The 19,973-nt window shown below is 62.3% G+C and carries 27 protein-coding genes; 14 read left to right on the top strand and 13 right to left on the bottom strand.

Annotation, left to right across the window (positions count from 1 at the left end):
• Positions 1-6: 6 nt before the first annotated feature.
• The 6 genes from LZ518_RS08140 to LZ518_RS08165 form a co-directional block, all read right to left on the bottom strand.
• Complete coding sequence (locus LZ518_RS08140) at positions 7-1,386, bottom strand: peptide MFS transporter (protein ID WP_249915502.1); 1,380 nt, start codon at positions 1,384-1,386, stop codon at positions 7-9.
• Positions 1,387-1,479: 93 nt separating this feature from the next.
• On the bottom strand, positions 1,480-1,659 hold the full coding sequence (locus LZ518_RS08145) for a hypothetical protein (protein WP_249915503.1): 180 nt from the start codon (positions 1,657-1,659) through the stop codon (positions 1,480-1,482).
• 87 nt (positions 1,660-1,746) lie between these two features.
• Positions 1,747-1,896 (bottom strand): hypothetical protein, encoded by a 150-nt coding sequence (locus LZ518_RS08150; RefSeq protein WP_249915504.1) that lies wholly within the window; start codon positions 1,894-1,896, stop codon positions 1,747-1,749.
• 139 nt (positions 1,897-2,035) lie between these two features.
• Complete coding sequence (gene gloB, locus LZ518_RS08155) at positions 2,036-2,869, bottom strand: hydroxyacylglutathione hydrolase (protein WP_249915505.1); 834 nt, start codon at positions 2,867-2,869, stop codon at positions 2,036-2,038.
• Positions 2,866-3,504 carry a glutathione S-transferase family protein gene (locus LZ518_RS08160; RefSeq protein WP_249915506.1) on the bottom strand — a complete coding sequence of 213 codons (639 nt, stop codon included), beginning with the start codon at positions 3,502-3,504 and terminating at the stop codon, positions 2,866-2,868. The genes gloB and LZ518_RS08160 overlap by 4 nt, the downstream gene beginning before the upstream one ends.
• 82 nt (positions 3,505-3,586) lie before the next feature.
• Positions 3,587-4,264 carry a winged helix-turn-helix transcriptional regulator gene (locus LZ518_RS08165; RefSeq protein WP_249915507.1) on the bottom strand — a complete coding sequence of 226 codons (678 nt, stop codon included), beginning with the start codon at positions 4,262-4,264 and terminating at the stop codon, positions 3,587-3,589.
• A 137-nt stretch (positions 4,265-4,401) separates the two neighbouring features.
• Here LZ518_RS08165 and LZ518_RS08170 point away from each other — a divergent pair, with 137 nt between their 5' ends.
• The 7 genes from LZ518_RS08170 (at position 4,402) to LZ518_RS08200 (ending at position 9,546) form a co-directional block, all read left to right on the top strand.
• A complete protein-coding gene (locus LZ518_RS08170) occupies positions 4,402-5,163 on the top strand; it encodes an SDR family NAD(P)-dependent oxidoreductase (protein WP_249915508.1) in 762 nt (253 codons plus the stop codon).
• A 54-nt stretch (positions 5,164-5,217) separates the two neighbouring features.
• Entirely contained in the window at positions 5,218-5,646 is a 429-nt protein-coding gene (locus LZ518_RS08175; protein ID WP_249915509.1) for a GFA family protein, read from the top strand.
• A 46-nt stretch (positions 5,647-5,692) separates the two neighbouring features.
• Positions 5,693-6,289, top strand: a complete 597-nt coding sequence (locus tag LZ518_RS08180; protein WP_249915510.1) for a carbonic anhydrase — start codon at positions 5,693-5,695, stop codon at positions 6,287-6,289.
• Positions 6,290-6,321: 32 nt separating this feature from the next.
• Positions 6,322-6,717 (top strand): DUF6632 domain-containing protein, encoded by a 396-nt coding sequence (locus tag LZ518_RS08185; RefSeq protein ID WP_249915511.1) that lies wholly within the window; start codon positions 6,322-6,324, stop codon positions 6,715-6,717.
• A 160-nt stretch (positions 6,718-6,877) separates the two neighbouring features.
• Positions 6,878-7,924, top strand: a complete 1,047-nt coding sequence (locus LZ518_RS08190) for an alpha/beta hydrolase family protein (protein WP_249915512.1) — start codon at positions 6,878-6,880, stop codon at positions 7,922-7,924.
• Between the two features lie 150 nt (positions 7,925-8,074).
• On the top strand, positions 8,075-8,770 hold the full coding sequence (locus tag LZ518_RS08195) for a glutathione S-transferase family protein (RefSeq protein ID WP_283938177.1): 696 nt from the start codon (positions 8,075-8,077) through the stop codon (positions 8,768-8,770).
• A gap of 65 nt (positions 8,771-8,835) precedes the next feature.
• Entirely contained in the window at positions 8,836-9,546 is a 711-nt protein-coding gene (locus LZ518_RS08200) for a VIT1/CCC1 transporter family protein (protein WP_249915514.1), read from the top strand.
• Between the two features lie 71 nt (positions 9,547-9,617).
• Here LZ518_RS08200 and LZ518_RS08205 read toward each other — a convergent pair whose 3' ends face one another.
• From LZ518_RS08205 to LZ518_RS08220, 4 genes are read right to left on the bottom strand one after another with little or no spacing between them, the layout of a single operon-like run.
• A complete protein-coding gene (locus LZ518_RS08205; protein ID WP_249915515.1) occupies positions 9,618-9,893 on the bottom strand; it encodes an acylphosphatase in 276 nt (91 codons plus the stop codon).
• Between the two features lie 55 nt (positions 9,894-9,948).
• Positions 9,949-10,752 carry an enoyl-ACP reductase FabI gene (gene fabI, locus LZ518_RS08210; RefSeq protein WP_249915516.1) on the bottom strand — a complete coding sequence of 268 codons (804 nt, stop codon included), beginning with the start codon at positions 10,750-10,752 and terminating at the stop codon, positions 9,949-9,951.
• A 3-nt stretch (positions 10,753-10,755) separates the two neighbouring features.
• Positions 10,756-11,790 carry a YihY/virulence factor BrkB family protein gene (locus LZ518_RS08215; protein ID WP_249915517.1) on the bottom strand — a complete coding sequence of 345 codons (1,035 nt, stop codon included), beginning with the start codon at positions 11,788-11,790 and terminating at the stop codon, positions 10,756-10,758.
• Positions 11,791-11,799: 9 nt separating this feature from the next.
• On the bottom strand, positions 11,800-12,756 hold the full coding sequence (locus LZ518_RS08220) for a DnaJ C-terminal domain-containing protein (RefSeq protein ID WP_431358232.1): 957 nt from the start codon (positions 12,754-12,756) through the stop codon (positions 11,800-11,802).
• Positions 12,757-12,851: 95 nt separating this feature from the next.
• Between LZ518_RS08220 and pdxH the strand changes: the two genes are divergently transcribed.
• Genes pdxH through LZ518_RS08235 form a run of 3 tightly spaced genes read left to right on the top strand, consistent with a single transcriptional unit; the run spans position 12,852 to position 15,192 of the window.
• Positions 12,852-13,433 (top strand): pyridoxamine 5'-phosphate oxidase, encoded by a 582-nt coding sequence (pdxH, locus tag LZ518_RS08225; protein WP_249915519.1) that lies wholly within the window; start codon positions 12,852-12,854, stop codon positions 13,431-13,433.
• Positions 13,430-14,404 (top strand): cation diffusion facilitator family transporter, encoded by a 975-nt coding sequence (locus tag LZ518_RS08230; RefSeq protein ID WP_283938178.1) that lies wholly within the window; start codon positions 13,430-13,432, stop codon positions 14,402-14,404. Before pdxH ends, LZ518_RS08230 begins: the two co-directional genes overlap by 4 nt.
• Complete coding sequence (locus LZ518_RS08235) at positions 14,401-15,192, top strand: PhzF family phenazine biosynthesis protein (protein WP_249915520.1); 792 nt, start codon at positions 14,401-14,403, stop codon at positions 15,190-15,192. Before LZ518_RS08230 ends, LZ518_RS08235 begins: the two co-directional genes overlap by 4 nt.
• Here LZ518_RS08235 and mnmA read toward each other — a convergent pair.
• Positions 15,189-16,298 carry a tRNA 2-thiouridine(34) synthase MnmA gene (gene mnmA / locus LZ518_RS08240; RefSeq protein ID WP_249915521.1) on the bottom strand — a complete coding sequence of 370 codons (1,110 nt, stop codon included), beginning with the start codon at positions 16,296-16,298 and terminating at the stop codon, positions 15,189-15,191. The two genes, LZ518_RS08235 and mnmA, sit on opposite strands and share 4 nt — an antisense overlap.
• A 77-nt stretch (positions 16,299-16,375) precedes the next feature.
• Here mnmA and LZ518_RS08245 point away from each other — a divergent pair, with 77 nt between their 5' ends.
• From LZ518_RS08245 to LZ518_RS08255, 3 genes are all read left to right on the top strand, one after another.
• Complete coding sequence (locus LZ518_RS08245; protein ID WP_249915522.1) at positions 16,376-16,603, top strand: hypothetical protein; 228 nt, start codon at positions 16,376-16,378, stop codon at positions 16,601-16,603.
• A 97-nt stretch (positions 16,604-16,700) separates the two neighbouring features.
• On the top strand, positions 16,701-17,000 hold the full coding sequence (sciP, locus tag LZ518_RS08250) for a CtrA inhibitor SciP (protein ID WP_249915523.1): 300 nt from the start codon (positions 16,701-16,703) through the stop codon (positions 16,998-17,000).
• A 174-nt stretch (positions 17,001-17,174) separates the two neighbouring features.
• On the top strand, positions 17,175-17,429 hold the full coding sequence (locus LZ518_RS08255; protein WP_249915524.1) for a GlsB/YeaQ/YmgE family stress response membrane protein: 255 nt from the start codon (positions 17,175-17,177) through the stop codon (positions 17,427-17,429).
• 61 nt (positions 17,430-17,490) lie between these two features.
• Here the strand turns inward: LZ518_RS08255 and LZ518_RS08260 are convergent, their stop codons facing one another.
• Together LZ518_RS08260 and LZ518_RS08265 are read right to left on the bottom strand one after the other, a co-directional pair.
• Positions 17,491-18,216, bottom strand: a complete 726-nt coding sequence (locus LZ518_RS08260; protein WP_249915525.1) for an SIMPL domain-containing protein — start codon at positions 18,214-18,216, stop codon at positions 17,491-17,493.
• An 82-nt stretch (positions 18,217-18,298) separates the two neighbouring features.
• Entirely contained in the window at positions 18,299-18,562 is a 264-nt protein-coding gene (locus LZ518_RS08265; RefSeq protein WP_249915526.1) for a GlsB/YeaQ/YmgE family stress response membrane protein, read from the bottom strand.
• 222 nt (positions 18,563-18,784) lie between these two features.
• Here LZ518_RS08265 and LZ518_RS08270 point away from each other — a divergent pair, with 222 nt between their 5' ends.
• Complete coding sequence (locus tag LZ518_RS08270; protein ID WP_249915527.1) at positions 18,785-19,951, top strand: efflux RND transporter periplasmic adaptor subunit; 1,167 nt, start codon at positions 18,785-18,787, stop codon at positions 19,949-19,951.
• The last annotated feature ends 22 nt before the right edge of the window (positions 19,952-19,973 follow it).

Consider the following 19,973-nt stretch of genomic DNA (forward strand, 5'->3'; position numbering starts at 1 on the left):
ATTTGCCTAGCCCGCAGGCGGCAGCGCCAGACTGCGCTCAAGCTTCCCCCTGAACATCATAATGAGGATGCCGCCGGTGACGCCAATGGCGGCATGCATCGTCCAAAAGGCGGATGGAGTCATTTGCTCATAGAAGGCGCCGAGGCGGCCGATCAGATTGTTTCCGACGAACAGCGTGAGGAATGAGACGCCCATCATCGTCGCATTGATCTTCGGCGGCGCCGCCTTGGAGACAAGTGCGAGAAGGCTCGGCCAGAAATACATGAAGCCGACGCCCTGGATCGTGCAGTAGAGTACCGGCCAGACCCAAAGCACCCGACCTGGAGAAAGAATGATTGCCGCGACGAGTACAAGGTTCGCGGCCCCGCAAATGGACGATCCAATCGCTATCTTCGTCAGCAATGTCGGCTCGCGACCAACGCGAGCCTGTCGATTCCAAAGGGCGAAAAGGACGGGAACGCAAAGAATGCTGACCAGGGGGTCGATCGAATAGAACCACGGGATGGGGATTTGAAATCCGAACGCGTCCAGGTTCGCATGATCCTGAAGCCAGACCGGATGAACATTGGCCAGCTGATAATAGGCAATTTGGGCAAGAACCGTGACGGCCATTACGACTAGCAGCGCGACAACAATCCTGCGGTCCTCGGCCGAAGCCGGCCCGCTTTGCAGGCCGCGTTGAGCGACCTTCGCCGGCAAGTGACGGAAGCCCCGGAGATAGGTGGCGAGCGCTCCCAACATCAGGAGAGCAGCCGCGCCGAACCCTATGTGCCAACCGTATCGCGCACCGAGAAACCCGCAAAACAAAGGGCCCAGGACAGCGCCGAAGTTGATCCCGGTACTGAAGATTGCGAACGCGCGAGTGCGGCGAGCCTCGTCGTTCGCGGCGTAAAGACCGCCGACCTGCGCGGAGATGTTGCCCTTAAGCAGACCCGAGCCGACGATCAGCAGCAAGAGCGCAAGAAGGAAGCTCTCGTCGAAGGCCATGGCGACATGCCCGCCGCTCATCGACAATGCCCCCGCCACAACGGCATTTCGCTGGCCGATCCAGCGGTCTCCGATCCAGCCGCCGATGACGGGAGTAAAATAGACGAAACCGGCGTAAAGCCCGAAAAGCTGAGAGGCGAGAGCCTGGGTTGAGAGCGGCCCGAACAGCCGTTCCATCGCAGCGCGGAAACCCTGGAAGCCGACGATATGTTCGATGTGACCGGGCAGGAGCAGCTGGTTGACCATGTAAAGGACCAGCAGCGAAATCATTCCATAATATGAGAAACGCTCCCACGCCTCGGTGAAGGCAAGATAAGCCAGCCCCTTGGGGTGGCCTAGGAAGCTGGAATCGGGCCGGTCCGATTGTGGAAGTGAAGCGGCTGCGGTGCTTGCGGCCATTACCTACGGCTAGCAGGCTGGCATCATCGCGCAAGGAATTCGTGGCCAGCCCCTAACGGCCGCTTTCCACCCGTTGCGGTCATTAGCCAGTCGTCATCGAGGGCTGCGTAACGCTGCGTAGCTGCCGTAGCTCACTACCAGGAACGGGATGATGTAGGTCAGCACCAGCTTCCAGATGACTGGCCACCGGCCTTGCAAGATTTCCGGCCCCTGGTTGATGCCGTTGACGACGGTGCCGACGAGCAGCGCCATCAGCAGAGACCGCTTGATCACGGGCCAGGCGAAGGTCCGTTTTACTGCCAACTGCCAATGCGACATTCAAAATAGCTCCCGCCATAAGGTCCGAGGCACCCGCCCTGATCACCAGGGCTCGGTTCCCGCCTGCAAGGTTCGGATTTGCGCACGAAGATTGGCGATCTGGACCTGCAGCGGCCGCAGCTCCCGCGCCAAGATCCTGGCGACTTCGCTGCGGGTCACCGGCGCGTCGAGACCATGCGGCGCATGTTTCATCGGTTGATCCCTTTTGCGTCACTTTAAGCGATTCGAGAGTGGCTGGTTCAGCCTTCTCCCTCGACAGAACCAGCGCATTCCCACGATAAGGGATTCGCCCGCCCGCGGACGGTACGAAATCGGGACCGGCGGGGGCGCGTCATCCCTTATGTTCATTCTTCCACGACCTAAGCGCTTCGAAGCTGGCGAGGCGCGAAGCAGGATCGATGCCGCGCTTCAGCCGCAGTGATTCCAGCACTTCCGGCTCCATCACGCGCAGGAAAGGGTTGGTCGCCCTTTCCACGCCGATCGTCGACGGCAGGGTCGGCAGGCCCAGCTCGCGTTTTCCAGACTCGGTTTCGATGCGGGCGGCGAGCACCGGGTTTGACGGTTCCGTCTCCAGCGCAAAGCCAAGGTTGGCTAGCGTATATTCGTGCGCGCAATAGACCTGGGTCTGCGGCGGCAGGGTGGCCAGCCGGTCGAGCGAATCGAGCATGGCCCGCATCGAGCCCCCGAACACTTTTCCGCAGCCGCCGCCGAACAATGTGTCGCCGCTGAACAGCCAGTGACGCTGCTCGTCGACATAGACGATGTGGCCCTTTGTATGGCCCGGCACCGCCAACACCTTGAGCGACAGGTCCAGCTGCCCAAGAATGACCACATCGCCCTCTCCGACGACATGGGTGACGCAGTCCAGCGGCACCGTACCCGGCTCGGGGAAGGGCGGATGCGTGACCCGGTCATGGTCGTTCAGGCGCGGCCCGTACACCGGAACCGGCCATTTCTGGAGCAGGCCGGGCACGCCCCAGGCATGATCGTAATGAAGGTGGGTGATGATGATCGCCGCCAGCTCCAGGCCCTTGGCCTCGATCGCTTCGACCACCGGTTGCGCAACGCCCGGGTCGACCACCACCGCGTGGCTGCCGTCGTGAATCATCCAGACATAATTGTCCTTGAACGTCAGGACCGGCTCTATTTGCAGACGATCGGTCATGCGGGCAGCTGGGCGCTGGGGATGGTGGCGACCCACGCCGGCACCTGGTTGAGCCGTTCCCACCAGGCCTTCAGGCGCCGAAACCCGCCGATCGGAAAGCGGCCGCGTTCCATGTAGGTCGCAGCGCCGCCGACGACGAAGTCCGCCAGCGTCGGCTTGTTACCGACCAGGAAGTCGCGATTGGCAAGCTGGTCGTCGAGGAGCTTCGCCAGCGGCCGGAACAGCGCTTCGCCCTCGGTCACGCGGGCGGCATCCGGCTCGCCAATGCCCATCATCGGCTTGCGGACATTCTCGTGGGTCAGGATTTCCGTCGCCCGCGACCAGGCGGACGCCTCCCAGAACAGCCAGCGGGTGATGTCCGCCCTGGCTTCGATGTTGCGCGGATAGAAGCTGGTGTCGCCGTGTCGGTCGCACAAATATTGGCAGATGGCGTTCGACTCCCAAAGCAGCAGGTCGTCACCAATCGCCAGCGCCGGCAGCTTGCCCATCGGATTGACGGCCAGATATTCGGCGCTGCGGTGCTCGCCCTTGACCAGATTGACCAACTTCTTGTCGAGATCCTTGATGCCGAGGTGAGCAATCACCGCATCGACCTTGCGGACGTTGGGCGAGGGCGGAAAATGGTAGAATTTCATGATGTTGGCTCCAAGCGACTCTGTATCGCCCGATGCCGAATTTAGGCTGGATGGCCGTTTCGGTGGGGTACGGAAAGTGGACCTATTGCACCCTGGCCGAATAGTGCGGGTTGCGATTGCCAGCCTTGGCTGCAGGCGGGATGTGCGCGAACAGATAAAGCTCGAACCACTCCGGGAAGGCTTTCACCGCGCTTTTCGTGCCGGTCACTTCCAGTCCGATGCGCCGGGCTTCGGCGAAGCTCAGGTCGCCGCGCCACCATGCCACCAGCGCATCGAGCGGCGCCTTGACGCAGACCGGTTCCGGAAAGCCGGGGTTCTGGTGGCACAGCGATGCCTCGGTCTTCTTGAGCAGCATGTAACGCGGGCGATGGCCGCGAATCTCGAACCGAACTACGAACGGATCCCTGGGCAGTTCCGAAAACCGCACTCGCCGTTCCATGTCGGCCAGCAGTGGTTCGAGGTCGATGTCCTCCTTGGCCGGTTGCCGGGACAGCCAGCGCTGCCCCCAGGCGCCCAGCACCCCGACCATCGTCGCGATCTCCTGGCCCGCCTCAGTCAGCACATATTCCTGGCCGTTCGGTCCGTCGGCTCTGGCCACGGCCCCGGCGTAGATCAGCGCCTTCAGCCGTTCCGACAGCACGGTGCGCGAGATGCGGGGAATGCCGCGGCGAATGTCGTTGAAACGGCGACTTCCACAGAGAATTTCCCGAACGATTAATAGAGTCCATCGACCGCCCAACACTTCGTGCGCGCGGGCCATGGAACAGAATTGGCCATATCCGCTCATGGCCACATCTTAACACATGTCCGGCGCCAGGCAGGTACGGATTACGGACCTGATTGAAGCCCCCATGCAACCTAAATGCCGCGGACCCCAATCGCTGCGGAGTTCGCCAGGTGAGTCTCGAAAACAAGGTCGTTGTCATCACCGGCGGCGGTTCCGGTCTCGGCGCTGACGCAGCCAGGGCCGCCCATGCCGCCGGTGCCAAAATCCTGCTCAACGGGCGAACCCAATCCAAGCTGGCTGCCGTTGCATCGCACATCGACCCCAGCGGCAAGGACGTCGCCCTGGTCGCCGGGGACATTGGCGACCCCGCCGTCGGCGCGCGCGTCATCAAGACGGCAAGGCAGCGGTTTGGCGGCGTTGACGTCCTCTACAACAATGCCGGCGTGTTCGGGATCAAGCCGTTCCAGGAGGTCACTCGCGCCGATCTGATCGAATATTTCAACCTGATGTCGGGCTATTTCACCACCACGCAGTTCGCGGTTGTCGAGATGATGAAGCGGGGCGGCGGATCGGTGGTCAATGTCGGGTCGATCTGGGCAATGCAGGGCGTCGGCATTACCCCCGCGGCGGTTCCATCCATGGCCAAGGGCGGGATTCATGCCTTGACCCGGGCGCTGGCGATCGAACTTGCCGGGCACAATATCCGGGTCAACGCGATCGCTCCGGCGGTGGTCGAAACGCCGCTGCTGGAATCGCTCGCTTCGTCCGGCCAGATCGCGGCCTTCAATGGCTTTCACCCGCTCGGGCGGAACGGCCAGCCGCGCGACATAACCTCGGCATTCCTGTTCCTGGCCGACGAAGCCGCTTCGGGCTGGATCACCGGAGTCACGCTCCCCGTCGACGGCGGAGTGACGGCAGGAACGACGCATTAATCACCCGTAACAGGCGATCGCGCCGCCGGGCACCATTCAACCGCAGGAAGGGTAATGATGACACATAGTGGAAAATGCTTTTGCGGGTCGGTCACGCTGGAGGTCAGCGGCACGCCCGAGGTGATGGGCTATTGCCATTGCTCGTCCTGCCGGTCGTGGGCGGCCGCGCCGGTCAATGCCTTCACCCTGTGGAAGCCCGACAATGTCAAGGTCACCAGCGGCCAGGAACATGTTTCCAGCTATCAGAAAACCGAGGTCAGCCAGCGCCACTATTGCAGCAAGTGCGGTGGCCACCTGTTCAACCACCATCCGCCGCTTGGCCTGACCGATGTTTATGCGGCGACCGTTCCGTCGATCGAGTTCCAGCCCGGCGTGCACGTCAACTATGCCGAGACCGTCCTGCCGATGCGGGACGGCCTGCCCAAGTTCCGTGACTTCCCGGTCGAATTCGGCGGCTCGGGCGAAATGGTCAACGATACCTGATCTGTCTCGCGGCGGCATGGGTCCGCTCATCCAATGGAGAATTGAAATGGGAAAATTCGCGCAATTCGCGTTCAGCGCGCAGGCTGACTATGACGAAGCCGCGGTTCGGCAGGCCTTTTCGCAGGCCGTTCCGCTCAAAACGCTGGTCATCTGCTGCTATGATCCGCGGGCTGCGCGGGTTCCCCAACTGGTCGCCGAGCGGCTAGGCGATATCTATCCCGGGGAGGTTGTCGAGGATTCCGACGGCCACAAGGTCGCTTCTACCACCACGATCTTCCCGATCATCGTCGCCGGCGGTCGCGCCTTCGATGCGCTTCGCTCGGTCGCCGTGGCGCAGCATCTGTTCGGCATCGAAAACGTCGTTGTCGTGCATCATTCGCAGTGCGGCGCGACGACCTTCACCGCCGAGGGAATCATCAATGCCTTTCAGTCCGAACAGCAGGTCGACATTGCCGACGCCTTCCCGCGACAGGCGCTGTGCATATCGGATTATGAGGAATCGCTGAAAGGCGATGTTGCGTTGCTGCGCAGCCATCCCGCCGTCCCGCGATCCGCCGCCATCTTCGGCTTCTTTTACGAAATCGACAGCGACGAGCTGACCTTGGTCGCGCGCGATCCCGGCCGCGGGCCCGGTGCGCAATAGGTCGCCATATTACAATCGAAAGGAAATCTGACGTGTCCAGGACCAAGCCACTTCTATCCGCTTGCTTGATCGTTTTCGGCGCTCTCTTTTGCCTGCTCTACCCGATGCTGCTGATTTGGCCGTCGGGCTGGGCGTGGCACCCTGGCAGCCCTGCCGCGAACGATTATTTCATGATGATCTGCTTCATCTACATCACGCTCGGAATCTTCATGATCCGGGCCGCGAAGGATCCGGACGCCCACGCCTCCCTTATCTGGTTCGTCATCTGGTCCAGCGTCGCCCATGCCTTGGTGATGGCTTGGGAATCGTTTCGAACTCCCATGATGATGGGTCATTTGACCGGCGACGTTCCCGCCCTTGTCATCATTGCCGGCGTGCTCGCCTTCCTGATGAAGCGGCAACCCGCACCTCATCCCGCGGCGATTTGAAACTCGGGCTGGAGCAGACGTGCTCAGGCCCGTACAATTGGGCCGAACGCGCCCGGCCGCTTTGTCGCCTGGCAGGACGACCGCCTTGCACACAAGGCGGTCGTCGCGGTTGACCTGGTTTGCGTCATCTTGCAGGTCCGGATTTTGTCGGGATGTAGCCATGCAGAGATCAATCCTGCTGTTTATCCTTATCGGCCTATGCGCCCCCGCTGCCAGCGCGGAACCGGTGTGGAGCGCGTCGGCGACCACCAGCACCCGGTCCGAGGAGAAGCTGTTCGAAAACGGCGGGACCAAGCTCGCGGGCACATTGGTGTTGCCGAAAATGCCCGGAAAGGTCCCGGTGGCAGTCATACTGCACGGCGCTTCCTCTCCGCTACGGAGCGAGGTGCTCTACGACCATCTGAAGCGAATGCTCCCGGCACTCGGCATTGCGGTGTTCAGCTATGACCGTCGGGGGACAGGACGGTCAGGTGGTGTTGCAAGAGGCAATGATTATGAACTGTTGGCCGACGATGGGATCGCCGCAGCACGGATGCTCGCCCAGGATCCTCGCATCGACGCGAACCGCATCGGCTTCTGGGGCCTCAGCCAGGGCGGCTGGCTTTCACTGCTTGCGGCATCAAAATACGGACCGACCGCCTTTGCCATATCCGTTTCGGCGCCGATGGTTACGCCCGACGCGCAAATGAACTTTGCGGTTGCGAACATCATGCGCATCAAGGGCTTCGGACAGGCCGATATTGATCTTGCCATTGCGGCCCGGACGGCAGTCGATGAGTTCGAGAGAGGCCGCCTCGATCGGCCAACAGCGCAGGCTCGGGTCGACGAGGCAGCCAGCAAGCCATGGTTCGACCTTATCTATTTGGATCGGACATTCGGCGACCCCGACAAATCCGGCTGGGCCAAGGAAATTCGGCACGACCCGTTGGCGTCAATCGGCGCAATCCGCGCACCGACCCTGATCATCTATGGATCGAGCGATCCGTGGGTGCCGGCAGCCCGCTCAATGGACAGGTTGCGAGCTTTCACGCAAAGTCACCGCAACTTTGAAACAGTCGTGGTGGGCGGAGCCGATCATGCGATGATGACGACGGCCACGCCACAACAGCAAATCGATCCGGCCTTTTTCCCTCAGCAGGCTCCAGATTCAGCCGAATATTTCGCGCGCCTTGCCACCTGGCTGCAAAAGCAAGGGCTAACGAACTAAGGAATGGGCAAAGGGCGGCTCGTCCCGGTGTCCGCTTTCCAGCCATGCCCGCCGTCAGCCGAATGACCGGTTTCCACCTATTGCGGACATTTGACTGTTTCTGGATAGTAGCAGGCCAAGCGTAGAGGCTCAGCCGAAGGGGCGGGTTCAATGGTTCCAACCAGGTTGGTTTTCTACGACTGGCCCTATTCACCCTTTTGCATGAAAGTTCGAGCGATCCTCGACTATAAGGGCGTTGAATATGAGGCAGTGAATCCCCTCGCTTGGCAGCGCAGGATCAGGCAGCGCGGGGGAATCGGCAAGGTCCCAGCGCTCGAGATCGACGGCGAGATGATCGTCGATTCCACCGATATTGCTTACGCCTTGGACGCGCGCTTTCCGGAGCCGCCGCTGCTTCCACAAGATTTGCGCCAGCGCGCGCTTTGTCACGCGCTCGAGGATTGGGCTGATGAATCGCTCTACTTCATCGGCCTTTACTACCGCTGGTACGAAGCCGAGGGGCGCAAGCCCATTCGCCTCGTGTTCGGCAATTCGCTCGGCGGGCGCCTCGTCTATCGTTTTTATCTCCGCCGGATTCTCGGGCAGATCCGTTCGCAAGGCACACTCCGTAAGCCGGTCGAGCATGTCCGCCGCGATCTCGATCGTCACCTGGATGCAATTGAGGCGCTGCTGAAGCCCGGGCCGTATTTGCTCGGCGACGCGCCTTACCTTTGCGACTTCGCTCTGTTGGGACAGCTACGCTATCTCAAGAGCACGCCGGTTGGCGGCAAGGCAGTCGAGCCATATTCCAGTATCCGCAGGTATCTGCTCCAGGGAAAAGCCACACTGGCCAGCCCGGCGGCGTAGCTGATAATCTCCGTTTTCCACCCGTGGTGGACATTGGCATGAAGTTGCTGTCCAACTAGCCAATCATGGCGAGGTTCACGCTGATGGCGCATTCCGAACGACATCTCGTTGAACGCATTGGCTGGCTTCGAGCCGCCGTGCTGGGCGCCAATGACGGTATCGTTTCGACTGCCAGCCTGATCGTCGGCGTCGCCTCCGCTGCCGCCAGCCGCAGCGAGGTGCTATTGGCAGGCGTGGCGGGACTTGTCGCGGGCGCGATGTCCATGGCCGCCGGCGAATATGTTTCCGTCAGTTCACAAGCGGACACCGAAGACGCCGACCTCTCTCGAGAGCGCAAGGAGCTTGCCACCTCCCCGGAGTCTGAGCTGCAAGAACTTTCGTCAATCTATCAAAAGCGCGGACTTGATAAGTCAACCGCCGACGAGGTCGCTATGCAGCTTACGGCCAAAGACGCGATCGGCGCACACGCGCGCGACGAGCTCAGCATAACCCATATTACGACAGCGCGCCCTGTGCAGGCCGCGTTGACTTCTGCCGCGACATTTACCGCGGGGGCTTCGCTTCCATTGCTCGCCGCATGGCTGTCTCCCTTCGGACCGCCAATGATCATCGGCGTGTCGGTCGCATCATTGCTGTTTCTGGCAATGCTGGGAGCGGTCGGTGCAAGAGCCGGCGGCGCTCCGGTGGCCAAGGCCACCCTGCGCGTTGCCTTTTGGGGCGCGCTGGCAATGGCAATCACCGCGGGTATCGGCAAGCTGGTGGGAACCGCGGTGTAAGCTGTGCCCAGGTATAAACCTGACGTCGGTTTTCCACCCACAACCGACATTAGAAAATCCGCGCCGGGGAATTAGTGGCGGACTTCAAATTCGAGATCCGGGCCCAGCTCGGCATCGTCGTCGATCACCTCATCGACATTCGCCGACGGCGGACCGCGATGCAAAAGCTCAATCAAACGCCGAACGGCCCATCGATCACCCTGCAGATGAGCCTCGACGCTGCCGTCCGGCGAGTTCCTGACCCAGCCGTTGACCCCTAGCAACCTGGCTTGTTCGGCCGTCCAGGCGCGAAAAAACACGCCCTGCACCCGCCCGCTTACTCTTACGTGGCGCGCAATCCTGGTCATCGTCGCTCCTAGCCGGCGCGGAGTGAATCCGCGCCGTCGACGTCGCTGCGCTCGGTCAGACGACCGAAATGTCGGGCGCGTCCTCGGCTTTCATGCCGACCACATTATAGCCGGCGTCGACATGATGGATTTCGCCGGTGACACCCGCGGCGAGGTCGGAGCAAAGGTAAAGCCCGGCCCCGCCGACATCCTCGATCGTGACGTTGCGGCGAAGCGGCGAATTATATTCGTTCCACTTCATAATGTAGCGAAAGTCGCCGATTCCCGACGCGGCCAAGGTCTTGATCGGCCCGGCGCTGATGGCGTTGACCCGGATACCCTCGGGACCGAGGTCGGCGGCGAGATATTTGACCGAGGTCTCAAGCGCCGCTTTTGCAATCCCCATCACATTATAATGGGGGATGACTTTTTCGGCGCCATAATAGCTCAAGGTCAGCAGCGAGCCGCCGCTCGGCATCATTGCCCGGGCGCGCTGGGCGACCGCGACGAAGCTGTAGACCGAGATGTTCATGGTCATCAGGAAATTTTCGAGGCTCGTGTCGACATAGCCTCCGCGCAGCTCATTCTTGTCGGAAAAGCCAATGGCATGGACGACGAAATCGAGACCGTCCCACCGTTTCTTCAGGTCGTCGAAGGCGCGGTCGAGCGCCGCCATGTCACTTACATCGCAATCGATCAGCAGGTCGCTGCCCAACTCGTCGGCAAGCGGACGCACCCGCTTTTCGATCGCCTCGCCCTGGTAGCTGAACGCCAGGTCGGCGCCGTGGTCGCGTAGCTGCCTGGCGATCCCCCATGCCAGCGACCGGTCATTGGCGAGCCCCATTATCAACCCGCGCTTGCCCGCCATAATGCCGCCCATCGGCTATTTCCCCTTTACTTTCTGCCGCAATGCGGCCGCCTGGGCCTCCTCGGGGGCCGGCTCCTCTACAGGAAGCTCCGCCTCGTAAGGTCCTTCGTAGTGCTCGCCCCTTACAGCCTTTCCGCCCGGCTCGACTAGGGCCGCGTTAAGCTCGGCCCCGGCCACCACGCCGAGCCCCGCGACAAAAAAGAACAGCAGCGCGACCATTACGCCGGCAAGGCTGCCGTAAGTCAGCTCATAGCCGCCAAACAGGCCGATCACCCACGGCAACAACTCGACCGTTGCCAGCCACCAGATGGTAGCGATGAAGGCGCCAGGCCATTTGCGGCACTCGATCGTCCGATAGCGAGCCGGCGTCAGCGCCAGGAAGATAATGTAGAAAGTGGCGAACAGAGTAACTGCCGGAGCAATGCGATAGAAGCCGAGCTCGCTTGCCAGCCCTTCCGAAGCCGGAAGTTTGGCAATCACGAACTGGTGCACCGAAGACAGGACAACGGTCGCGGCGAACGCGGCGAACAGCAGCACCACCGATCCCAGGATCAAGGCCATCGCCGCCAGCCTATATTGCCAGAAGCTGGCCGAATATTTGACGCCGTAGGCCCGCCTAAGGATGTCGCGAATGGTCTCGATGAAGCTTGCCGCGGTCCATAGGCCGACGATCGCCCCGAACCACAGCAACGCGCCGTGGCGACCCTGGAGCACCTCATCGATCGGCCCGGCAAGTACCGTTCGAACGGTTGGCGGAAGCCGGCTTAGGATCGTCGCTACCGCCAGCTGCGTATCTTCGGTCAATCCGAAGAAGCGCGCGACCGCGGCCGCAAGTATCATGAACGGGAATAGCGCCAGCAGCGCGAGATAGGCGAGGTTGCCGGCGTGGATGAAGCCGTCGTCGTAAATGCCGACGGCGACCCGTTTGGCTACAATCAGCGGCTTGATCTCGCGCTTGGCCCGCTCGATCGCGGCCTTGCCGAACCTGGCCCGGAGCCTCGCCAGCCGCTTGCGCCGTTCCTCGGGCGAATAGGGATGGAGCTCCTTCATCGGAAATTTCTATACGCCGAGCGCCGCCCGCGGGTTGCCACCGCCGGCCCATCCCTCGACGAATTGCTGGAGCGCTTCGTCATGTGGGGGAATATCGATCGCAAGTTCGATGATCTGATCTCCCCGGTTGCCATCCTTGGCGGTGAATCCGCGTCCCTTGAGCCGAAGCAGCTTGCCCGAGGTCGAGCCTTTGGGAATCGTGACCATGACCGGCCCTTCCGGGGTCGGCACCTTCACCTTGGCTCCGCCGACGGCTTCCTTGAGGGTGACCGGCAAGGACAGGCGGATGTTCTTGCCGTCGCGGACATAGAAGGCGTGGCTTGCGATCTCGATCGTTACAATCGCGTCGCCGCGCCCGCCCGGGCCTTCCTGCCCCTGCCCGGACAGGCGGATCTTGGTGCCATCCTCGACGCCTTTGGGCAGCTTGAGATCGATCGCCTTGCCGCCGGCCAGAGTGATCCGCTGCTGCTTCAACGTCGCCGCATCGATGAAGCTGACCTTCAATCGATAAGCAATGTCGGCGCCCTTTTGGGGCGGACGGGCCCGTCCGAAACCGCCGAAGGGCCCGCCGCTGCCAGCGCCGCGGCGGGTGCCTGAGGCGGCACCGAACAGGCCTTCGAACAAGTCCGACAGGTCGGCCGCATCGGCCGAAAAACCCCCTGGAAAACCTTCGGGCCCGCCGGCGCCGCCCGGCCGAGGGCCTCCGCCGCTGCCGCCAAAGCCGCCGCCGAACGGCATCCTTGGATTGCCATCCTCGTCAATCTCGCCGCGGTCGTAGCGGGCGCGCTTGTCCTTGTCCGACAGCAAGTCATAGGCCTGCGTAACCTTGGCGAAACGCTCGGCGGCTTTGGGATTGTCCTTGTTCCGATCGGGATGCAGCTGCTTGGCAAGGCTGCGATAGGCCTTCTTGATCTCGGCCTCGCTTGCCCCGCGCTTGATACCTAGCTGCTGGTAGAGATCCATGATTTCCCTTCGTTTCGCCACCCCGTTTCCAAGGCCGGCCCGCATCCGTCAAGCGCGAGCCTCGACAGCGGCCCTTCCAGCGGGCAAAGGCGCCGATCATGGCCGACGATCCCTTCGCCCTGTTCGACGCCTGGTATGCCGAGGCAAAAGCGGCGGAAACCAACGATCCCGATGCAATGGCGCTCGCTACAGCGAAAGCTAATGGCGCGCCATCGGTCAGGATGGTGCTTTTAAAGGGTTTCGGCCCGGATGGCTTCGTCTTCTACACCAACGAAACCAGTGTGAAGGGCCAGCACCTTGCAGAAAATCCGGAAGCGGCACTGCTGTTCCATTGGAAGTCGCTCCGCCGGCAGGTTCGGATCGAAGGACATGTCGTGCGGGTGAGTGCCGATGAAGCGGATGCCTATTTCGCCACCAGAGGCAGGGACTCGCAGCTGGGTGCATGGGCGTCCGACCAGTCCCGTCCGCTTGAAAGCAGGGCCCTGTTCGAACGCCGTTACGATGAAACGAAACAGCGGTTCGATGGCCATCCGGTTCCAAGACCGCCGCACTGGGGAGGATATCGCATCGTCCCGACGACTATTGAGTTCTGGCAGGATCGCACTCATCGCCTCCACGAGCGGCGGATGTTCCGCGCGCGAGAAGACGGAAGCTGGGATGAAGGACTGCTTTATCCATGAGCGGCGCGCATCATCACCAGCATGGACACGGCCATAGTCACGCCCACGTGCACGGGGCAGATCGCGGTTCGCTGACCCAGCGGGCGGCGCTGGCCAGCATTTCGATGGCGCTGTTCCTGGTCGGGCTTAAGACATACGCCGCCTGGGACACCGGATCGGTGGCAATGCTCGGCTCCCTGGCCGATACCATGCTCGATTTCGTTGCCAGCCTGATCACGTTCTTCGGAGTGCGCTGGGCGGCGATGCCAGCCGACGAAGAACATCGCTACGGCCATGGCAAGGCCGAGGCGTTGGCCGCGCTGATTCAGGTCATTTTGATTACCGTTTCGGCAATGGCGATCATCTGGCGAGCGACCGACCGCTTGATGAGTGGCAAGCCGACCGAAGGTTTGGAGCTGGGCATTGGCGTGTCGGTCATCGCGATGGTCGCGACGTTCGGATTGCTCGCCTACCAGCGCTATGTGATTAAAAGGACCGGGTCAGTCGCGATCCTGACCGACCATGTCCATTACCAGACCGATGTGCTGCTAAATCTGTCGGTGATCGGCGCACTGGTGCTCGACCAACTGGTCGGCTGGCGGCTGGCCGACCCGCTGTTCGGTTTCGCCATCGCCGGCTGGCTGATGTACGGCGCCTGGGGAGCGGCGAGCCATTCGGTCGACCAGTTGATGGATCGCGAATGGCCGGAGGAGGAGCGCGAGGCGTTCATCGCCGCCGCGCAACATTATCCCGAGCTGGCGGGAATTCACGACCTTCGCACTCGGACGTCCGGCGCCCATCGGTTCGTCCAGTTCCACGTCTGGGTGCCGGGCGACTGGACGGTGACCGAGGCCCATGAGCGGATGGATGCGGTCGAAGAGAAGCTGCAGCAGCGCTTCCCCGGCACCGAGATCATCATCCATCTCGACCCTGAAGGGCATACCGACCGTGAAGGAATATTGCCCAAGCATTTGACGGAGAGCGCGCGATGACCACTCCGCTGCCGATTTTCCAGGTTGATGCGTTCGCGGAAAGACCGTTCGCCGGCAATCCGGCAGCGGTAATGCCGCTAAGCGAATGGCTGCCCGACGACGTGATGCAGGCGATCGGCGCCGAGAATAATCTCGCCGAAACGGCCTTCACCGTGCCAAGCGAGCGCGACGACGCCGATTATGACCTGCGCTGGTTCACGCCGACCCTCGAAATCGGGATGTGCGGGCACGCAACTCTGGCGGCGGCGCACATCCTGCTTCATGGCGATCGCATTCGCTTTGCCACGCATTCCGGGATCCTGACCGTCACACGTGATGCCGACGATCCTTCGCTGCTCAAGCTCGACATGCCTTCAGCGCCGCCCCAACCGGAAAAACTGCCCGAATTGCTCGAAGCGCTGGGGATCGAGGGCGAAACCTTCGTCAGCCGCGCCGGTAACGGCAATGCGGTGGTGTTGGTGACGGATGAAGCGGCGGTCCGAACCGTTGCGCCCGATTTTCTGGCACTAAGGAAGCTGCCGTACCTAGTGTCGGTGACCGCGCCCGGAGACGAGCAGGATGTCGCCAGCCGGGTATTCGCAGCCTATCATGGCATCGACGAAGACCCGGTGACCGGATCTGCCCATACCGCACTGATACCATTTTGGGCGGGGCGTCTCGGCCGCCATCGCTTCTCCGCGCTGCAGGCGAGCAAACGTACCGGCTTGATCGACTGCGAGCTAAAGGGCGACCGGGTAATCCTCGGCGGCCATGCGGTTACCGTGATCGAGGGTTACTTTCAGATTTAGGCCGCGACGGCGCTCTTGAGGTCGGCGCCTTCGGTTTCGACGATGGTGCCTCCGCCGAGCAGCCGATCTCCATCGTAGAACACCGCCGACTGGCCCGGCGCAACGCCATATTCCGGCGACTCGAAATGCAGCCGCTCGCCATCCCAATTGCCGGCAACCGGCCTGGCAAGCGAACGCACCTTGGCCTCGACCCGGGTCTGGTCCTCGGCCAGCCAGTTGATGCCCTCGACCCTGGCCGCAGCCACCGCAAGCGCCCGGCGCGGGCCGACCACCAGCCGCCGTTCCTCCGGCTCGATCCTGACGACGTAGAGCGGCTCCGGCTGGCCACCGATCTCGATCCCACGACGCTGGCCGATGGTGAAATGGACCACGCCCTGATGCTGCCCGAGAAATTCGCCGTCGAGGCCGACGATCTCGCCGGGCGCCGCGGTTTCCGGCCTCAGCCGCTTCACCAGCCCGGCATAATCGCCGTCGGGAACGAAGCAGATGTCCTGGCTGTCGGGCTTGTCGGCAACGACCAGCCCGGCCTCTACCGCCAGCCGGCGAGTCTCGCTCTTGGGCAAATCGCCCAGCGGGAAGCGAAGATAGTCGAGCTGTTCCTGGGTCGTGCCGTAAAGGAAGTAACTCTGGTCGCGGGCCGGATCGCGGCCTTTCCATAGCTCCACGCGACCTTCTCGTTCGGCCCGGCGGACATAATGGCCCGTGGCGAGGCAGTCGGCGCCGAGGTCGCGGGCAAAGGCGATCAAATCGGTGAACTTCACTCCCTGATTACACAGGGAACAGGGCACCGGGGTTCGCCCCTGGGCATATTCGTCGGCGAACCGGTCGATCACGCCGGTCCGGAATCGGCTTTCAAAATCGAGCACATAATGGGCGATTCCCAGCCGGTCGCAGACGGTCTTGGCGTCGTAAATGTCCTGTCCGGCGCAGCAGCTTCCAGAACGCTTCACTGCCTCGCCATGATCGTAAAGCTGGAGGGTTACGCCGATCACCTCGGCTCCGGTCCCGGCGGCCAGAGCGGCCACGACGCTGCTGTCGACGCCGCCGGACATGGCGACAACGATGCGCGCCGAAGCGGCGTCGGGAAGGTCAAATGAGGGGGACATGCTGGCTGCGTCTTTACTCGAAATTCACCCTGTTGGGCTAGACCTGCCTCTCCCATTCGGGGGCGAGGGACAGTATTTTGGCGCGATTCGACGGCAATCTTAAGGCAGCAGGGGAGGCGAAGCTCGACGTCGACGAGCTTCTCTCGGCACTCGGCGCGGCCTCGAATTTGGGCCGCGAGGAGCGACAGGACGCAATCGCCTGTTTTCTCTCGGTCAGCGAGGGGTGGAAGGACGCCAGAGCGACGCTCAAGGGCACGTTTGCGACGATGCCGAGACCATCATGGTTAACGGGCAATAAGGATTGATGAAGGTGAAAATTACCTTTGTGTTTCAGACCTTCTCAACGGCCTTCGGTTAAAAGCTGGCTATCGGTTGAAGTTTAACGTGACTGAGGTTTTGTAGATGCTCGAGAATCAGAAAATTCGTCCCGCGCAGGTAATCGGACCGCTTGGCGAACCGCTGACGCTCGAGTCGCTTCCGCCAGCTTCGACGACTCGCTGGGTCGTGCGCCGCAAGGCCGAAGTGGTGGCCGCGGTCGCAGGCGGATTGCTGACGGTCGACGAGGCCTGCCAGCGTTATACGCTGAGCCTCGAGGAATTCACCGGCTGGCAGCGTGCGGTCGACCGCAGCGGCATGCCGGGCCTCCGGGTCACCCGCATCAAGCATTACCGCGATCAGTATGAGCGCCAGCAGCGCTACTAATTAAGGTCCGTCCCCAGTAGGACCAGAGTGAGGCCCCGCTCAAAAGGCGGGGCCTTTTTCATGTTCGTTGCGTTTCCGATCCAAATCCCGGAACAACATGCCCGCATCATGCGTCTCTGATGCCGTTAAGGCGCCCGGAAAAGTCACAGGGCGCCACGATCAGGAGGAACGAACATGGGAATCATTGTTTGGCTAATCGTCGGTGGTGTCGTGGGCTGGTTGGCCAGCCTGATCATGCGCACGGACGCTCAACAGGGCATCCTGATGAATATCGTCGTCGGCATCGTCGGCGCAGTCATTGCCGGGCTGGTCCTCGGCAAGGGCAACATCAACCAGGGACTGACGGTCGAGACGTTCCTGTGGTCGCTGCTCGGTGCAGTCGTGCTGCTGGCGGTGGTCAACCTTATTCGCCGCGGCAGCGTAAGGTAACTCACCTGTCACCGCGAAAAAATGGGCCGCCGGGAGAGATCCTGGCGGCCCTTTTCAATTTCTACTGAAGCTCGAAGCTCATCGACACGCTAACCTGCACCTGCTGGGTGCCCGGGTCGATCTTTGTATCGGCACCGGCACCACGTTCCTGTGCCATCATCACCATCGGCATTGGCGGCGGCGGGGCGTAGCCGCCGCTTTCGCTGACCGACAGCAGCCGCACCACGCGCATGCCAAGCGCCCGCGCGTACAGGTCGGCCCTGGCGCGGCCGTTGACGATCGCCTTGGCGCGCGCCTCGTCGAGGGCCGATTCCGGCTTGTCGATGGTGAGGTTCGGCCCGCTGATCGAATTGGCTCCCTGCGCAACCAGGGCATCAAGGATCGCGCCGGTCCGCTTCAGGTCACGAAACTTGACGTTAAGCGTGTTGGACGCTCGATAGCCGGTCAGGCGCGGCGGCTGGTTCTGGTCATACTGATATTCCGGATTGAGGTTGATCGAGGAGGTCTGGATGTCGCGATCCTCGATCCCCGCCCGCTTCAGGGCGGCACGGACCTGCTCCATCTGGGCCGCATTCTGCTCGATCGCCGCTGTAGCGGTCGGCCGCAGGGTCTGCACGCCGGCGGAGATGATCGCCATGTCCGGCACCCGGGTGACTTCGCCGGTAGCGCTGATGTCGAGCCTTGTTCCCGCAAGTACCGGGACGGCGGCAACGGCCGTCTGCGCGGGGGCGCTGGCCGGGATCGCGGCAGCACTCACCGCCAAGGCAGTCAGAAGAATATTACGCATCGAAAAATTCCCACCAATCAAAAAGGCCACCGCCGCAAGCTGAACCAGCGGCGATGGCCTCAATATGAACGAAACCAGGACCTTATCCCCGGCGGCGTAGCACCAGCCGGTAAATGAGCAGGATCAGGAAAGCACCGACGATGGCGGCGATAAAGCCCGCGGCCTCGCCGTCGTCATACCAGCCGACTGCCTTGCCGAGGAAGCCCGCCAGCAGAGCGCCGGCAATTCCCAGAAGAATGGTGATCAGGCAGCCGCCAGGGTCCTTGCCGGGCATGAGGAGCTTGGCGATTCCGCCGGCCAGCAGGCCGATGACGATCCATCCAAGGATCCCGTAATTCTCGATCATCCCTTCTGCCTCCCTGTGCCAAGAAACGCCTTCGCCTTGCAGCACGCTCGTTTCAGCATTGCAACAACGCGCATCCGTGTAAGGGGTGCCGCCGTTCGTAGAAAAAGCCTTTTCACGAGCAATTCGGGCGGTGCAGTTGCAACCGGTGACTTATTTGCGTAATACAGCAAAAGCAGCATCGGTTGCTGCTGCTCATTACGATTGGCAGGAAGAATGCGGCTTATGAACCGGGAGTCTAGTTTCGCGAACTCTGACACGCTGGTCGTGGTCGATCGTTCGCGTCGCAGGCGCAATGTCATCATTGCCGCGGTTGCGGCGATCGCGATCCTGGTCGCCGCATTCGTCCTGTTTTCCGGCAAGGAGAAGGCGCCGGCCGGTGGCGATGCGGCCGCGGTCCAGGTGCCGACCGTGACCGTTGTCGTGCCCGGCCGCAGCGAGGTTTCGCGGGTCGTGACGGCGTCCGGAGCGCTGGCCGCGCGGCATGACCAACCCGTCGGCGTGGCCGGCGAAGGCGGCATGGTGCGCGCGGTGCTGGTCGAGGCTGGCGCCTGGGTCAGGCAAGGCCAGGTCCTGGCCACGGTCGATCGTTCTGTCCAGTCGCAGAATGTCGCACAGCTTGCCGCCCAGGTGCAGGTCGCGCGGGCCGACGCGGCGCTTGCCCAAAATGAATATGAGCGCAGCGAAGCCCTGGTCGGCCGCGGCTTCGTGTCCAAGGCGGATCTCGACCGCAAGAAGGCCGCCCGCGATGCCGCCAACGCCCGGATCCGGGTTGCCGAAGCCAACCTCAATTCAATGAGGGCCCAGCTTGGGCGGCTGGACATCCGCGCCCCCAAGAGTGGCCTGATCCTGTCGCGCAGCGTCGAGGTCGGCCAGGTCGTCAGCCCTGGATCCGGCGCCCTGTTCCGTCTCGCCGAGAACGGCCAGATGGAAATGAAGGCGCAGCTTTCGCAGCAGGACTTGGCCTACATCCATGATGGGATGGCGGCAAAGATTACGCCGATCGGTACCGATCGCAGCTTCCCTGGCCAGGTGTGGCAGGTCTCGCCGACGATCGACGCCAACAGCCGCCAGGGCGAGGTCAGGATCGCCATCGCCTATGACCCGTCGATCCGTCCGGGCGGATTCGCTGAAGCCAAGATCGAGTCGGGCACTGCCAGCGCGCCGCAGCTGCCGCAGAGCGCGGTGCTGAGCGATGACAACGGCAATTATGTCTATGTCATCAACGGCAAAAACGAAGTCGAACGGCGTTCGATCAAGATCGGCAGCGTCGAAGACCAGGGCGTGACCATCTCCGAGGGCATTACGGGGAGTGAGCGGGTAGTCTTGTCCGCCGGGCCGTTCCTCAATCCGGGGCAGAAGGTAAAGCCCCAACTGCAAGCGGCGCGTTGAGCCCGAAGGAAGTTGTAACGCC

Origin of the sequence: Sphingomonas brevis (assembly GCF_023516505.1) — a bacterium.
Taxonomy (GTDB): Bacteria; Pseudomonadota; Alphaproteobacteria; order Sphingomonadales; family Sphingomonadaceae; genus Sphingomicrobium; species Sphingomicrobium breve.

Coding starts and splice junctions, on each gene's coding strand:
- LZ518_RS08175 (WP_249915509.1), top strand. CDS start 5,218: ATGATGACACATAGTGGAAAATGCTTTTGCGGGTCGGTCACGCTGGAG.
- LZ518_RS08205 (WP_249915515.1), bottom strand. CDS start 9,893: ATGACCAGGATTGCGCGCCACGTAAGAGTAAGCGGGCGGGTGCAGGGC.
- LZ518_RS08265 (WP_249915526.1), bottom strand. CDS start 18,562: ATGATCGAGAATTACGGGATCCTTGGATGGATCGTCATCGGCCTGCTG.
- LZ518_RS08180 (WP_249915510.1), top strand. CDS start 5,693: ATGGGAAAATTCGCGCAATTCGCGTTCAGCGCGCAGGCTGACTATGAC.
- LZ518_RS08140 (WP_249915502.1), bottom strand. CDS start 1,386: ATGGCCGCAAGCACCGCAGCCGCTTCACTTCCACAATCGGACCGGCCC.
- pdxH (WP_249915519.1), top strand. CDS start 12,852: ATGGCCGACGATCCCTTCGCCCTGTTCGACGCCTGGTATGCCGAGGCA.
- LZ518_RS08235 (WP_249915520.1), top strand. CDS start 14,401: ATGACCACTCCGCTGCCGATTTTCCAGGTTGATGCGTTCGCGGAAAGA.
- LZ518_RS08195 (WP_283938177.1), top strand. CDS start 8,075: ATGGTTCCAACCAGGTTGGTTTTCTACGACTGGCCCTATTCACCCTTT.
- LZ518_RS08260 (WP_249915525.1), bottom strand. CDS start 18,216: ATGCGTAATATTCTTCTGACTGCCTTGGCGGTGAGTGCTGCCGCGATC.
- LZ518_RS08190 (WP_249915512.1), top strand. CDS start 6,878: ATGCAGAGATCAATCCTGCTGTTTATCCTTATCGGCCTATGCGCCCCC.
- LZ518_RS08255 (WP_249915524.1), top strand. CDS start 17,175: ATGGGAATCATTGTTTGGCTAATCGTCGGTGGTGTCGTGGGCTGGTTG.
- gloB (WP_249915505.1), bottom strand. CDS start 2,869: ATGACCGATCGTCTGCAAATAGAGCCGGTCCTGACGTTCAAGGACAAT.
- sciP (WP_249915523.1), top strand. CDS start 16,701: ATGCTCGAGAATCAGAAAATTCGTCCCGCGCAGGTAATCGGACCGCTT.
- mnmA (WP_249915521.1), bottom strand. CDS start 16,298: ATGTCCCCCTCATTTGACCTTCCCGACGCCGCTTCGGCGCGCATCGTT.
- LZ518_RS08150 (WP_249915504.1), bottom strand. CDS start 1,896: ATGAAACATGCGCCGCATGGTCTCGACGCGCCGGTGACCCGCAGCGAA.
- LZ518_RS08270 (WP_249915527.1), top strand. CDS start 18,785: ATGAACCGGGAGTCTAGTTTCGCGAACTCTGACACGCTGGTCGTGGTC.
- LZ518_RS08200 (WP_249915514.1), top strand. CDS start 8,836: ATGGCGAGGTTCACGCTGATGGCGCATTCCGAACGACATCTCGTTGAA.
- LZ518_RS08215 (WP_249915517.1), bottom strand. CDS start 11,790: ATGAAGGAGCTCCATCCCTATTCGCCCGAGGAACGGCGCAAGCGGCTG.
- LZ518_RS08165 (WP_249915507.1), bottom strand. CDS start 4,264: ATGGCCCGCGCGCACGAAGTGTTGGGCGGTCGATGGACTCTATTAATC.
- LZ518_RS08160 (WP_249915506.1), bottom strand. CDS start 3,504: ATGAAATTCTACCATTTTCCGCCCTCGCCCAACGTCCGCAAGGTCGAT.
- LZ518_RS08230 (WP_283938178.1), top strand. CDS start 13,430: ATGAGCGGCGCGCATCATCACCAGCATGGACACGGCCATAGTCACGCC.
- fabI (WP_249915516.1), bottom strand. CDS start 10,752: ATGGGCGGCATTATGGCGGGCAAGCGCGGGTTGATAATGGGGCTCGCC.